The organism is Bordetella petrii, assembly GCF_020991325.1.
Classification (GTDB): domain Bacteria; phylum Pseudomonadota; class Gammaproteobacteria; order Burkholderiales; family Burkholderiaceae_B; genus Bordetella_A; species Bordetella_A petrii_E.
In genome coordinates, this window is the sequence record NZ_JAJMLX010000119.1 from 1 (window position 1) to 13141 (window position 13141).

Consider the following 13141-nt stretch of genomic DNA (forward strand, 5'->3'; position numbering starts at 1 on the left):
GCCGGCCGCGCCGCGGCGTGGCCGGCGTCATTTGGCCGGCGCGGGTTGCTGGGGCACGCCATTGCCGGCGCGGAACGGATAGCGGCTGAATACCTGCGCCACGCTGGCCTCTACATTCTGCGTGGACGTGGCGGCCTCGGGGTTGTTGACCACCCCCGTGCTGACGCCTTCCCACACCAGTTGCTTGCGGCGCGCGTCGACCAGGTCGATATTCAGGGTGCCCTCGGTGTATTGGTAGACGTCGTTGCCCCAACCGTAGCCCGGCCAGCCGCCATAGAAACCGGCACGATAGCCATAGTACGGACCAGGCGCGGGCGTGACTTCGGTCTTGGCCTGCAGTTTCGCATTGAAGTTGACCAGCAGGTCGGGCGCTTGCTCGCTATAGGTATAGCCGCGCATTTCCATCTGGCCGCGGGTGGCGGTTTTCAGGCGTTCGGTCAGCAGCGAGCTGTACCCGGCCTTGTCGGTACCCAGCGGCGACATGAAGCCGAAAGTGCGGTAGCGCGCAAAATCGGCGGCATGGTCGTAATCGCTGCGCACGGTGGGCCCGGAGGCGCAGGCCGACAGCAGGCTGGCCAGGGCCAGGACGGGGAATAGCGCGATGCGTCGTTGCATGGAGGTCTCCGCGAGATGGTCGCGCAGGCATCATGCCGCGATCCCCGCAAACTTGCAATACGATCTCATTCGCATTGGTTCCGGGCCGGCCCGCCGCTACACTATGCGCAGCTTCCACTTTCCGGCGCCATGACCTCATCCGCACTTGAACTCGACGGCTCGATCTGGCTGCGTGCCGGGGCGCACACCCTGGGCGGCAAGAGCCGCATCGACCTGCTGGCCCAGATAGACGCCACCGGCTCCATCAGCGCCGCGGCGCGTGCCGCGGGCATGAGCTACAAGGGCGCCTGGGACGCCATCGATGCCATGAACAACCTGGCCGGCGAACCGCTGGTGTTGCGCGCCACCGGCGGCAAGGGCGGCGGCGGCGCGCACCTTACCGAGCGGGCCCGGCAGTTGATCCACACCTTCCACACGCTGGAAGCCGAACACCGGCGCGTCATGGCGCACCTGGCGCAAACCGGCCTGGATGCCGCCGGCGACCTGAACCTGATGAGACGCATCATGCTGAAAACCAGCGCCCGCAACAAATTGCTGGGCACCGTCAGCGCCATGCGCGAAGGCGCGGTGAATGACGAGATCAGCCTGCGCATCGTGGGCGGCCACGAAATCGTGGCCGTCATCACGCGCGACAGCACGGCGGAACTGGGCCTGGCCGTGGGCGCGGAGGCCATCGCCCTGGTGAAAGCGCCATCGGTGATGATCGCGCTGCCTGGCGATGGCCTGCGCCTGTCGGCGCGCAACCAATTGCAGGGCACCGTGACCCGGGTGCGCCCGGGCGCGGTCAACAGCGAAGTCATCGTGGAACTGGACGGCGGCGGCACCATTGCCGCCATCATCACGCAAGACAGCGCCGAGGCGCTGCAGCTGGCGCCCGGCGTGGCGGCGGTGGCGGTGTTCGATGCGTCGAGCGTGATCCTGGGGGTAGTGGCCTAGCGTGCTTGCGGTTCAGGACGGTGAAAAAGCGCGCCTTGATACAGCCGGGTGTCCGGCTCCCGTCAGGGTGCCGGACACCGTCCTACTGCGGCTGCCCTGGCACACAACGGTGTCTGGCACCCTGACGGGATCCAGACACCTGTTAACATCATTGAACGCTCGCCACGGTGGTTTAAGGCAGCGCCATGGGTGCGTGCCTGAGGCCATGGCCGCGAGCGCCCCGCGCGGGTGATGCCGCTAGCCCAGCAGCAGCGCGTCGTCCGACAGTTTCTCGCCGCGCACCCGCTCGAACATGGCCAGCAGGTCGGGTACGTCCATGCCCTTGCGCTCATCGCCGGATACGTCCAGCACCACCTGGCCCTGGTGCAGCATGACCGTGCGGTCGCCCACGTCCAGGGCCTGCCGCATGCTGTGGGTGACCATCATGGTGGTGAGCTTGGTTTCCGCCACGATGCGCGCCGTCAGCTGCAGCACGAAATCGGCGGTGCGCGGATCCAGCGCCGCCGTATGTTCGTCGAGCAGCAGGATGCGCGAGGGCTGCAAGGCCGCCATCAGCAGGCTGACGGCCTGGCGCTGCCCTCCGGACAGCAGGCCGATGCGGTCGGTAAGCCGGTTTTCCAGCCCCAGGCCCAGCGTGGCCAGGCGTTCGCGAAAGCCGTCCCGCATGCTGGCCTTGACCGCCCTGCCGAAACCTCGGCGCGCGCCGCGCAACTGCGCCAGCGCCATGTTTTCCTCGATGGTGAGGTCTTCGCAGGTACCGGCCATGGGGTCCTGGAAGACGCGCGCCACGCGGCCCGCGCGGCTCCATACCGGGGCGCGGGTGACATCGGTGCCGTCGATTTCGATGCGGCCGGCATCCACCGGCAGGTCGCCCGAGACCGCGTTCAGGAAGGTGGACTTGCCGGCGCCATTGGAACCGATGACGGTGACGAACTGCCCGCTGGGGATTTCGAGCGACAGGCCACGCAGGGCCCGCGTCTCGATGGGCGTGCCCGCGTTGAAGGTGATTTTCAGGTCTTGTGCGCGCAGCATGGTCAGGCTCCTTTCTTGCCGACCAGGCGGCGCTTCATCATGGGAATGACCAGGGCGATAGTGACCAGCACCGCCGTCACCAGGTTGAGGTCCTGGGCCTGCAGGCCGATGAAATCACTGTTAAGCGCCAGCGCGATGAAAAAGCGGTAGACGATGGCGCCCAGGATCACGGCCAGGGTGGTCAGCACCAGCTTGCGCGACGGCAGGATGCTTTCACCGACGATGACCGCGGCCAGGCCGATGACGATGGTGCCAATGCCCATGGAAATATCGGAACCTCCCTGGGTCTGCGCGAACAGCGCGCCGGCCAGGCCGACCAGCGCGTTCGACAGCGCCATGCCGGCCAGGATCATGCCGCCGGTATTCACCCCCTGGGCCCGCGCCATGCGGCCATTGGAGCCCGTGGCGCGCATCGCCAGGCCGGTCTGGGTGGACAGGAACCAGTCCAGCAGCAGCTTTACCGCCACCACCACGCCCACCAGGATCAAGGGGCGCGCGACGTAGTCGCTGAGCCATTCGGGCTGCAGGATGGTGAACACCGTGGACTCGGTGATCAAGGGCACATTGGGCCGCCCCATGATGCGCAGATTGATGGAATACAGCGCGATCATCATCAGGATGCTGGCCAGCAAGTCCATGATGCGCAGCTTGACGTTCAGCCAGCCCGTGACCAGGCCCGCCACCGCGCCCGCGCCGGTGGCCGCCAGCGTGGCGGTGAAGGGGTCGACACCCCCCGAAATAAGCGTGGCGGCCACGGCCCCGCCGAGGGGAAAGCTGCCGTCCACCGTCAGGTCGGGAAAGCGCAGCAGCCGGAATGAAATCAGCACGCCCAGCGCGACCAGGCTGAAAATCAGACCGATTTCCAGGGCGCCGAGCAAAGAGAACAGGGACATGAATCGAGTCTGGCCCGCCGCGTCTTGTGGACCCGGCCGGCGCTGCCTTGAATTGTGTTCAGTGGAAAACCACGCGCCGCCGGCCCCATGGGGCCGGCGCGGCACGCATTACTTGATGACCTGCGCCGCCGACTTCATCAGCGCGTCGGAAAGCGTGACACCCTGCTTGGACGCGGCGCCGGGGTTGACGAACAGTTGCAGGTTGGAACTGGTTTCCGAAGCGATGGCGCCCGGTTTCTCGCCCTTCAGGATGCGCACCACGATCTTGCCGGTTTGCACGCCCAGGTCGTGGTAGTTGATGCCCAGCGCGGCGATGGCGCCGCGCTTGACGCTGTCGGTATCGGATGCCACCAGGGGAATCTTGGCGTCGTTGCCCACCTTGACCAGCGATTCATACGCCGACACCACGTTGTTGTCGGTGTTGGTGTAGATGACGTCGACCTTGCCGATCAGGCTGCGGGCCGCCGAAGCCACGTCCACGGTACGCGGGGCCGCGGCTTCCACCAGGGTAAGGCCGGCCTTGGGCAGCAGTTCCTGCAATTGCTTGACCACCACCACCGAATTGGCCTCGCCGGGGTTGTACACCATGCCCACCCGCTTGGCATCGGGCACGACCTTCTTGATGAGCTCTACCTGCTTGTCCAGGGCCAGCAGGTCGGACACGCCCGTGACGTTGGTGCCGGAGGGCTCCATACTGGGAACCAGCTGCGCCGCCACCGGATCGGTAACCGCCGAGTACACGACGGGAACGTCCTTGGTGGCCGCCACCACCGATTGGGCCGACGGCGTGGCGATGGCCACGATGACGTCGGGGCGGTCGCCCACGAACTTGCGGGCGATCTGGGCGGCGGTGCCGGTATTGCCCTGCGCGCTTTGGTATTGCCACTTGAGGTTCTTGCCGGATTCGTAACCGGCCTGCTTCAGGGCGTCTTGTACGCCGTCGCGCACGGCATCCAGGGCGGGATGCTCGACGATGGCCGTGACGGCCACCGATTTCTGCTGCGCCATGGCAGGAACAGCCTGGATAGCCAGCGCCGCCGCCACCGCGCCCACCGTCAGAAAATGTTTTTTTCCGATCAGCATAGGGTTTACTCCTTGCACCTTCTTGGTGTTGTTTATTATCACGGCCGGCGCCGGCGGCTTCCCGCCAGCCTGCCGGCCCATGAAACCCCTAAGTCTAACGTGTCGCGGCGGGCTTGGCGGCCGGGGGAAATCCCTAGAATGGTGCACGCCCCGGCCCTAGCTGGCCGGCCCCATGATGTAGTCGGGCAGCCAGGTCACGATGCCGGGAAAGATGCACAGCAGCACGATGCCCGCCAGCATGACCATCACATAGGGCAGCGCCCCCCACAACACATCCTTGGTGGGCACCTGCGGGGCAATCGAGTTCAAGACGAACAGGTTCAGGCCGATGGGTGGCGTGATCAGGCCGATTTCCATATTGATGGTCAGCACCACCGCGAACCAGTAGGGGTCGAACCCGGCCTGGATCACGATGGGGTACAGCAGCGGCGCCGCCATGACGATGACCGCCACCGGCGGCAGGAACATGCCGGAAATCAACAGGAAAACATTGATCAGGCCCATCAGCACCCAGCGGTTGACCTCCATGGCGGCGATGGCCTGCGCCACCGTCTGCGTAATGAACATGGACGACAGGGCGAACGCGAACAGTTCCGCGGACGCCATGATCATCATGATCATCACGCTTTCGCGCATGGCCGAGCTGAATATGCCCGTATAGGTCTTCAAGCGCACCAGCCGGTACACCACCGCCACCACCAGCAGGGTCAGCATGGCGCCGGCGCCGGCCGCCTCGGAAGGCGTGGCCACGCCGCCATACAGCACGAACAGCAGCCCCACCACGATCATCAGCAGCGGCAACACGCGCGGCATGGTCTGCAGCTTGTCGCGCAGCGAATACGATACCTTGCCCACGTCGAAGCTGAAGCCCTTGCGGCGCGCGTCCAGCAGCGCCCAGGCCATGAACATGGCGGTCAGCATCAGGCCGGGCAGCACGCCCGCCAGGAACAGGCGGCCGATGGATGTCTGGGTGGAAATCCCGTAGACGATCATGGTGACCGAGGGCGGAATCAGGATGCCCAGCGTGCCCCCCGCGGCAATGGACCCCGTGGCCACCGAGGCCGGATAGCCGCGGTTCATCATCTCGGGGATGCCCATCTTGCCAATGGCCGCGCAGGTGGCCGGGCTGGACCCCGTCATGCCCGCGAAGATGGCGCAGGCGCCGATATTCGACAGCACCAGGCCGCCCGGCACCTTGTACAGCCAGCGGTCCAGCGCCTTGTACAGATCGCCCCCGGCCGGCGTGCCCGCCACGATGGCGCCCATGAGCACGAACATGGGGATGGACACGTAGGCCAGGTTGGCGATGCCCGCGAACATAGTCTCGGCCACCACCTCGACCACGGCGGGGCCCATGTCCATGAACAGCCCGCCCATCGCGGCCAGGCCCAGTGCGAACGCGATGGGCATGCCGGTGCCCAGGAATATGAACAGCGAAGCAATAATGGCAATGGCGGCCATGGTCGGGCTCATGCGTAGGCTCCCGGCGAATAGATCTTGAGGATCTCAACCAGGTACTGCAGGCTGAGCAGGACAAAGCCCAACACCATGGGCGCCAGGGGAATCCACAACGAAATGGCGTCGATGGTGGGCGTGGTCCAGCCGCCGTCCCAGGCGGCATACCAGTACATGCCGCTGGCCACCGCCATGATCACGCAGAACAGCAGGCCCAGCACCGAGGCTGTCAGCTTCAGGCGGCGCAGCGCGTTGTCGCGCAGCAGCAGTTCGATCACCTCGACACCCACGTGCCCGCGCGTCAGCAGCACATACGGCGCGCCGATGAAGATCGCCGCGGTTGCCGAAAACACCACCACTTCCGTTTGCCAGCTGGTGGGCGCGCGGAACACGTAGCGCATGAAAATCATCTGGCATACGACCACCATGGCCACCACCAGCAATAAAGCGGCCAGCACGCCCGCCGCGCGCGACAGGCGTTCTGTCGCGACCACAAAACCTCGAAGCATGGTTTCCCCTTCGCATGAAACGGGCGGGCGGCCAGGCGCCGCGCCGCCCTACCCTGGCCGTTATTGCACCGCCAGCGCTTTCTTCAGCAACTCGTCGCCGCCCTTTACTTTGTCGGCAAAATTCTTGTAGGACGACTGTTTGGCCACTTCCATCCAGGCATCGAAGTCGGCCTTGCTCATGGTGACGACTTTCACGCCCGCCTTGGTGAACGCGTCCACCATTTTCTTCTCGCCCTTGCGCGCCTCGTCCGTGAAGTAGTCCTCGGCTTTCTTGGCGGCGGCCATGATGGCTTTCTGCTGCTCGGGCTTGAGCTTGTCGTAAACGCGCTTGGACATCACCACGGGTTCATACATGAACCACAGCGCATTGTCGCCAGGCGCGGTCAGGCACTTGGCCTGCTCGTACAGGCGATACGACACGAAGCTGTCGTTGGACGTATTGGCCGCGTCCAGCACGCCAGTCTGCATGCCCGTGTAGACCTCGGACGACGGCATGGACGCGATCGAGGCGCCCGCGGCCGCCAGCATCTGCTCGAACGCCGGGCCGGCGGCGCGGATGACCTGCCCCTTGATGGTATCGGGCGAGGTAATGCAGTCTTTCTTGGATGCGAAGCCGCCCGCCAGCCAGGCGTCGGCGATGACGATCACGCCATTCTTCTCGGTGAGCGCATGGATTTCCTTCATGAAATCCGATTTGTTCAAGCGCAGCGCGTGGTCGAAGTTGCGCACCAGGCCGGGCATCAGCGTGGCCGAAAACTGCGGCACGCGCCCGGAGGCATAGTCCAGGGGGAAGGCGGACATGTCCAGCTGGCCGCGCGTCAGTGCGCCCCACTGCTCGGTTGCCTTATATAGCGACGAGCCGGGAAACACCTGGATCTTCAGGCCCACGTTGGCGGCGGCCACTTCGCGGGCAATGATCTGCACCATTTCGTCGCGGGGGTCGCCCTGCCCGCCCGGGAACTGGTGCGACGCGCGTAGCGTCACGTCCTGGGCCAGGGCCGGGCCGGCGGCGGCCAGCGCCGCCGCCAAGGCGGCGATGCGAATTGCGTTCTTCATGAGTTGTCTCCGTTATTCAGATAGTTCTGTCGTGAAGGAACTGCGGCTGCGAACTGGCGCCAGTGCATGGCCGGCGCCTTACAGGTTGGAAGTGGGAAAGGGTGGCGTCTCCTGGGGAAGTCGGTTGGGCCGCGGTTCAGCGGCTGGCGTAGTCGGTGCGCAGCACGTTCTTCTGCACCTTGCCCATGGTATTGCGGGGCAACTGATCGATCAGATGAATCTGCTTGGGCACCTTGAAATTGGCGATGCGGGTTTTCAGGTCGGCCTGCATGGCGGCGGTATCGATGGCCGCCCCCGGGCGCGGCACCACCACCGCCACCACGGCTTCGCCGAAATCGGGGTGCGGCACGCCGATGACGGCCGATTCCGATACGCCGGGCATTTCGTCGATCAGCAGTTCGATCTCTTTCGGGTAGACGTTGTAGCCGCCCGAGATGATCAGGTCTTTGCTGCGGCCGACGATGGACAGGTAATCGCCCGGCACGGCGCGGCCGCCCGATTCACCGCCCCAGCGGCCCACGTCGCCGGTGCGGAACCAGCCGTCGGCGGTAAATTCCTCGCGCGTTTTCTCGGGCATGCGCCAATAGCCCGCAAACACATTGGGCCCGCGCACCTGCACATTGCCGATGTCGCCCGGGGGCAAGGCCGCGCCGGCGTCGTCCACCACCCGCACCTGCACGCCCGGCAGGGCCTTGCCCACCGTTCCACCCAGCCGCTCGCCGTCGGCCGGATCATAGGGATTGGAAGTGAGCATCACGGTTTCGCTCATGCCGTAGCGCTCGAGGATGGTGTGCCCGGTGCGCTGCTGGAACTCGGCGAAGGTTTCCATCAGCAGCGGCGCCGACCCGGAAATGAACAGGCGCATGTTGGCGCATGCCTGGCGACTGAAACGCGCCTCGGCCAGCAGGCGCACATAATAGGTCGGTACCCCCATCATGACGGTGCAGCGCGGCAGGTAGCGCAATGCCTGGTCCACATCCAGCCTGGGCAGCCAGATCATGCGCGCCCCGGCCAGCAGCGCGCCGTGCGAGGCCACGAACAGGCCATGCACGTGGAAGATGGGAAGCATATGCAGCAAGACGTCATCCGGGCGCCACCCCCAGTAGCGGCGCAGCACTTGCGCATTCGATGCCAGGTTGCCATGCGACAGCATGGCGCCCTTGCTGCGGCCCGTGGTGCCCGAGGTGTACAGGATGGCGGCCAGGTCGCCGGCCTGGCGTGCCGCGGTGTCGAAAGACTGGCTCAGCCCGGCCGCGGCGTCCAGCAGCGTGCCGCTGCGGTCTTCGTCCAGCGTATAGACATGCCGCGTGCCTGCCTGGTCGGCCACGCGCCGGACCCAGTCCAGGTTCTTGCTGGCGCACACCACCACCGAGGGTTCGGCATCGCCCAGGAAGTACGCTACCTCGGCTTCGCGGTATGCGGTGTTCAAGGGCAGGTACACGTAGCCGGCACGCAGCGTGGCCAGGTACAGCAGCAGCGCCTCGGGCGATTTTTCCACTTGCACGGCCACCCGCGCGCCTTCGGGCAAGCCCAGCGAGACCAGCAGGTTTGCCAGGCAGGCGCTGGCACGGTCGATATCATCCCAGGTGTAGAGCAGGTCGGGCGTCTCCAGCGCGACCTGGCTGCGGTCGGCGGGAAACCCGCCGGCCAGCACGGTGTACAGATTGGCGTTGCTCACCTTTTTCAGTCTCCGGTAAATACGGGCGGCCGCCCCGCCAGGAAGGCGTCTACGCCTTCGCGATGGTCGTGGCTGCCGGCATACGAAAAAAAATCCTGATATTCGGCATCGGTCAGCGGCGCGGGCTGCGACAGCCGGCGCGCCTGGCGCTTGTTGATGCGTGCCGCCAGGGGCGCGCCGCGCATGACGCGTTCGGCGCAGGCCTGGGCCTGCCCGGCCACTTCGCCGTCGGGCACCACCCGCGTCAGCAGGCCCAGCGCCTGTGCCTCGTGCGCATCGAACACCCGGCCTTCCAGCAAAATGGCCAGGGTGGCCGCGCGCCCCGCCAGGGCCAGCAGGCCCTGCATTTCCTCGGGCGCCATGGGAAAGCCCAGCCGGTTGATGGGCACGCCGAAGCGCGCCGAGGCACCCGCGATGCGCAGGTCGCACTGGCAGGCGATTTCCAGCCCGCCGCCCACGCATACCCCGTCTATCTGCGCCACCACCGGGTGCGGGCAATGCGCCACCGCGGCCAGGGCCGGCGCCAATATCTGCTGGTGATAGCGCCGCACCTGGCCGGGGTTGCCACGCACCGCAGGAAACTCGCGAATGTCGGCTCCCGCGGCAAACTGGCCGCCCTCGCCATGCACAATGACGCAGCGCACCGTATCGTCGGCGGACAGCGTGTCGAACACCGTGCGCAACTGTGTCCACATGGCCACCGTGATGGCGTTCAGGCGGCCCGGATGCGACAGCGCGACCCGGGCCAGCGGCCCGTCGCGCGACAGCAATACCTGCCCCGTAGATGCGGTAGCTTGCATGAAGCCTTATCCGATGCGCGCAATACCGCGGCTGACGCGCGGCTTGCCTTCGCCCAGGCGGACCAGGTTGTCGTCCAGGTCATCCAGGTCGTACAGGTAATTGACCATCATGCCGCACGACTGGGCCAGCCCCTTGGCGGACGTGTCCGCGGCCCAGTTCAGCCGTTCGATGCGGGCGCCGTTGCCCAGGTGGAAGCGCGCCACGGGGTCGATGGGCTGGCCGTTCTTCATGGTCAGCAGATAGTGCGCGGCCAGCTTCATGCCGGCGCGCTGCACCACTTCGGAAGACTTGCCGGCGGCCGCCTTGGCCAGCCGCGCCACCCAGCGCGCGCCGTCGGGAGCGCCGGCGCGGGCGCGCCCCTTGTCGCGCACGATGTCTTCGACTTCCTGCGCGCTTAGCCTCGACAGCCAGTCGGCCAGGCCCGGAATGGGCGACAGCGTGGCAAACGAACGCAGCTTGGGCAGTTCCTCGACCAGGCGGTCGATAACGCGCTTGAGCAGGAAATTGCCGAAGCTGATACCCCGCAAGCCCGGCTGCGTGTTCGAGATCGAATAAAAAACGGCCCAGCGCGCCTTGTCCAGGTCTTGCGGCGGCGCCGCCATGTCCAGCAGCGCCTGCACGTTGTCGGCCATTTGCGCGGCAAACGCCACTTCGACGAAGATCAGCGGCACGTCCGGCATCTGCGGATGGAAGTAGGCATAGCAGCGGCGGTCGGGGGCCACGCGGTGGCGCAGATCGTCCCAGGAACGGATTTCGTGCACGGCCTCGTAAATGATGAGTTTCTCCAGCAGCGATGCCGGCGAATCCCAGGTCAGCGGGCGCAGTTCCAGCAGGCCCACGTCGAACCACGCCGACAGCAGGGTTTCCAGGTCTTTGTCCAACGCCTGCACGCCCGCCACCTGCTTGCGCCAGCGCAGCATGTCGGCGCGCAGTTCCACCAGAAAGCGCAACCCGTCGGGCAGCGCGTTGAAACGCTTGAATAGCTTCAGGCCGTGGTCGCCGCGCGGCTCCAGGCTGGCGCCCACTTGCGCCAGGCCCGTCAACAGTTCGCGCCGGCGCTTGCCATCGGCCGCGGCATAGGCGGCGCACCAGCCGCGCGCCAGCTTGTTGGCGGCCACATCGGTCAGCCGCGCCTGGAACAGCGGCAGGATCTCGGCCTGGCTGGGCAGCCGGCCGCGGTCCCACAGGCGGCCCAGGCGAGCCATCAGGCCCGCGCTTTCCGCCAGGGCTTCATCATCGGGCAAGACATCGGTGTCAGGCGGCCGGGCGCCGCGAGCGAACGGACTGGAGTCTAGGGCAGTCATGAGTCGCCTCCTGCTCAAAAGATGGGATTTCGGGATGAGGCGCGGCGCCCGCGCCGGGGTCGCTGGCCAGCTGGCGCAGGGCGTCGAGCTGGCGCAACAGGTGCTTGCGCGCCAACGCCTCGGCGGCGTCGGGGTCGCGCGCTTTCAATGCGGCGAAAATCGCCAGGTGCTCGGCGCAGGATTCGCCGATGCGGCCCGGCACCGTCAGGCTCTTGTGGCGGAACAGGCTGAGCACTTTGCGCAGATTGCCCACCATGTCGGACAGCCAGCGGTTATTGGCCAGCGCCTGCACGGCCTCGTGGATGAGAAAGTTAGTGTCGTAGTAGGCATCCACCCGGCCGGCCGCCGCGTGTTCCTGCAAAGCCAGATGCAGGGGTTCCAGCGCCGCCAGGTCGGCGTCGGACGCCTTCAACGCCGCCTCGTGCGCGCAGCGCCCTTCCAGCATGGCCATCAGAGGGAAGATGTCTTCCAGGTCTTGCAGCGACAGTTCATTGACGAAGCAGCCGCGGCGGGGTTCCAGCCTCACCAGCCCCTCGGTGGCCAGCACTTTCAGCGCCTCGCGCAAGGGGGTACGGGAAATGCCCAGCAAGCCGGTCAGGCGGGTTTCGTCTATCCATTCGCCGCCGGCCAGGGTGTGCGCGCGTATCATGGCCCGCAGCCGGTCGGCCACTTCCAGATACAGCGCTTGCCGGACGATGGGAACAGTCATGGCGGGCCCGTGAGCGAATCCTGTAATTCATAATTATAGGAAAATCCATCATACTCGCCGTCCCCGTGCAACGGAAGCCCCCGTGGCTTTGGGGATATCCCGCAGGGACGCCCGCTCCGCCCTAGAAATGCAGCACGCCATCCACCGCGTGCCGGGTCAGCGCGCGCGCCCAGCGGCGGGCAGGCAGGCCGTACTGGCTTTCAACCCTCTCGGCGCGGGCCAGCAGTTGCGCGGGGGTAATGGCCAGCGGCGGCCCGCTGAACGCCAGCACGATCTGATTGCCCGCGTCGATTTCCGGCAGCAGCACCAGCCGGTCGTCGAAGGCCTGGCTCAGGTTGTCGATATTGCGGCCAAAGCTTTCATGGCGGCCGAACAGGTTGACCGACAACACCCCCACGTCGCCCAGCGCGCGCCGGCAATGGCGATAAAAAGCCACCGAATCGCGTACCGGGCCGCGCGCCGAGGCATCGTATAAGTCCACCATCAGCACCGGGCACTGGCCCGCACTGGCCGGGTCGGCCGCCCACGCTGCCGCATCGGCATGGTGCACCGACAGGCGCGGCAACGCGGGCAAGCGGAAGAACATCTGGCACACGGCCGTGACCTGCGGGTTCCATTCCACCGCCACGACCGGGCTGCGCGTGTGCTTCAGGCAGAATCTTGCCAGCGAACCGGCGCCCAGTCCCAGCAGGCCGATGGGAGCATCTTTGGGCGGATCCAGGAACAGCAGCCAGGCCATCATCTGCGAGGTGTATTCCAGCACCAGTTCGGCGGGCGCCTTGATGCGCATGGCACCCTGGATCCATTCGGTGCCAAAGTGCAGATAACGGATGCCGTCGGCTTCGGAAAGCGTGGGCTGGTCGGCGATAGCGGGAGAGGTACGGGCAGGCATCGCGCGATTGTAGCCAGCGCGGTACCCTGTGGCCTGCCCCGCTTCCAAAGGAAACGCCATGCCCGACCAGTTCTCGACTACGCAGGTTGTCCGCAAGACTGTCATCCGCACGGCGGGTGGCCTGGTGGCATCCCAGCACCGGCGCGCCGCCGAGGCAGGCGCCGCGGTGCTGACCGCC

13 protein-coding genes are annotated in these 13141 nt (G+C 66.3%); 1 reads left to right on the top strand and 12 read right to left on the bottom strand.

Annotated elements, in window-relative coordinates; genetic code table 11:
- Positions 1-27 precede the first annotated feature (27 nt).
- The gene (locus LPZ50_RS13365) at positions 28-615 is read right to left on the bottom strand and encodes a DUF4136 domain-containing protein (RefSeq protein ID WP_230661968.1); all 588 of its coding nucleotides are present in this window, start codon (positions 613-615) and stop codon (positions 28-30) included.
- Between the two features lie 129 nt (positions 616-744).
- Here LPZ50_RS13365 and LPZ50_RS13370 point away from each other — a divergent pair, with 129 nt between their 5' ends.
- Positions 745-1551, top strand: coding sequence for a TOBE domain-containing protein (locus LPZ50_RS13370; protein WP_230661969.1), 807 nt, complete (start codon positions 745-747; stop codon positions 1549-1551).
- Positions 1552-1788: 237 nt separating this feature from the next.
- Here the strand turns inward: LPZ50_RS13370 and LPZ50_RS13375 are convergent, their stop codons facing one another.
- The 11 genes from LPZ50_RS13375 to LPZ50_RS13425 form a co-directional block, all read right to left on the bottom strand.
- Positions 1789-2583 carry an ABC transporter ATP-binding protein gene (locus LPZ50_RS13375; protein ID WP_230661970.1) on the bottom strand — a complete coding sequence of 265 codons (795 nt, stop codon included), beginning with the start codon at positions 2581-2583 and terminating at the stop codon, positions 1789-1791.
- Between the two features lie 2 nt (positions 2584-2585).
- The gene (locus LPZ50_RS13380) at positions 2586-3476 is read right to left on the bottom strand and encodes an ABC transporter permease (protein ID WP_230661971.1); all 891 of its coding nucleotides are present in this window, start codon (positions 3474-3476) and stop codon (positions 2586-2588) included.
- Between the two features lie 108 nt (positions 3477-3584).
- Entirely contained in the window at positions 3585-4559 is a 975-nt protein-coding gene (locus LPZ50_RS13385; RefSeq protein ID WP_230661972.1) for an ABC transporter substrate-binding protein, read from the bottom strand.
- Between the two features lie 156 nt (positions 4560-4715).
- The gene (locus LPZ50_RS13390) at positions 4716-6032 is read right to left on the bottom strand and encodes a TRAP transporter large permease (protein ID WP_230661973.1); all 1317 of its coding nucleotides are present in this window, start codon (positions 6030-6032) and stop codon (positions 4716-4718) included.
- The gene (locus LPZ50_RS13395; protein ID WP_230661974.1) at positions 6029-6523 is read right to left on the bottom strand and encodes a TRAP transporter small permease; all 495 of its coding nucleotides are present in this window, start codon (positions 6521-6523) and stop codon (positions 6029-6031) included. Before LPZ50_RS13395 ends, LPZ50_RS13390 begins: the two co-directional genes overlap by 4 nt.
- Before the next feature lie 60 nt (positions 6524-6583).
- Entirely contained in the window at positions 6584-7579 is a 996-nt protein-coding gene (dctP, locus tag LPZ50_RS13400) for a TRAP transporter substrate-binding protein DctP (protein ID WP_230661975.1), read from the bottom strand.
- 136 nt (positions 7580-7715) lie between these two features.
- Positions 7716-9257 (bottom strand): malonate--CoA ligase, encoded by a 1542-nt coding sequence (locus LPZ50_RS13405; protein ID WP_230661976.1) that lies wholly within the window; start codon positions 9255-9257, stop codon positions 7716-7718.
- Between the two features lie 5 nt (positions 9258-9262).
- Positions 9263-10057 carry an enoyl-CoA hydratase/isomerase family protein gene (locus tag LPZ50_RS13410; RefSeq protein ID WP_230661977.1) on the bottom strand — a complete coding sequence of 265 codons (795 nt, stop codon included), beginning with the start codon at positions 10055-10057 and terminating at the stop codon, positions 9263-9265.
- 6 nt (positions 10058-10063) lie between these two features.
- Positions 10064-11362 carry a malonyl-CoA decarboxylase domain-containing protein gene (locus LPZ50_RS13415; protein WP_230661978.1) on the bottom strand — a complete coding sequence of 433 codons (1299 nt, stop codon included), beginning with the start codon at positions 11360-11362 and terminating at the stop codon, positions 10064-10066.
- Positions 11313-12071, bottom strand: coding sequence for a GntR family transcriptional regulator (locus LPZ50_RS13420; protein WP_230661979.1), 759 nt, complete (start codon positions 12069-12071; stop codon positions 11313-11315). The genes LPZ50_RS13415 and LPZ50_RS13420 overlap by 50 nt, the downstream gene beginning before the upstream one ends.
- Before the next feature lie 121 nt (positions 12072-12192).
- On the bottom strand, positions 12193-12963 hold the full coding sequence (locus LPZ50_RS13425) for a spermidine synthase (RefSeq protein WP_230661980.1): 771 nt from the start codon (positions 12961-12963) through the stop codon (positions 12193-12195).
- Positions 12964-13141: the final 178 nt, after the last annotated feature.

What these genes read in the sequence shown, in the direction of transcription:
- LPZ50_RS13370 (WP_230661969.1), top strand. Translation starts at nt 745, where the DNA reads ATGACCTCATCCGCACTTGAACTCGACGGCTCGATCTGGCTGCGTGCC.
- LPZ50_RS13415 (WP_230661978.1), bottom strand. Translation starts at nt 11,362, where the DNA reads ATGACTGCCCTAGACTCCAGTCCGTTCGCTCGCGGCGCCCGGCCGCCT.
- LPZ50_RS13420 (WP_230661979.1), bottom strand. Translation starts at nt 12,071, where the DNA reads ATGACTGTTCCCATCGTCCGGCAAGCGCTGTATCTGGAAGTGGCCGAC.
- dctP (WP_230661975.1), bottom strand. Translation starts at nt 7,579, where the DNA reads ATGAAGAACGCAATTCGCATCGCCGCCTTGGCGGCGGCGCTGGCCGCC.
- LPZ50_RS13395 (WP_230661974.1), bottom strand. Translation starts at nt 6,523, where the DNA reads ATGCTTCGAGGTTTTGTGGTCGCGACAGAACGCCTGTCGCGCGCGGCG.
- LPZ50_RS13380 (WP_230661971.1), bottom strand. Translation starts at nt 3,476, where the DNA reads ATGTCCCTGTTCTCTTTGCTCGGCGCCCTGGAAATCGGTCTGATTTTC.
- LPZ50_RS13385 (WP_230661972.1), bottom strand. Translation starts at nt 4,559, where the DNA reads ATGCTGATCGGAAAAAAACATTTTCTGACGGTGGGCGCGGTGGCGGCG.
- LPZ50_RS13375 (WP_230661970.1), bottom strand. Translation starts at nt 2,583, where the DNA reads ATGCTGCGCGCACAAGACCTGAAAATCACCTTCAACGCGGGCACGCCC.
- LPZ50_RS13410 (WP_230661977.1), bottom strand. Translation starts at nt 10,057, where the DNA reads ATGCAAGCTACCGCATCTACGGGGCAGGTATTGCTGTCGCGCGACGGG.
- LPZ50_RS13365 (WP_230661968.1), bottom strand. Translation starts at nt 615, where the DNA reads ATGCAACGACGCATCGCGCTATTCCCCGTCCTGGCCCTGGCCAGCCTG.
- LPZ50_RS13390 (WP_230661973.1), bottom strand. Translation starts at nt 6,032, where the DNA reads ATGAGCCCGACCATGGCCGCCATTGCCATTATTGCTTCGCTGTTCATA.
- LPZ50_RS13425 (WP_230661980.1), bottom strand. Translation starts at nt 12,963, where the DNA reads ATGCCTGCCCGTACCTCTCCCGCTATCGCCGACCAGCCCACGCTTTCC.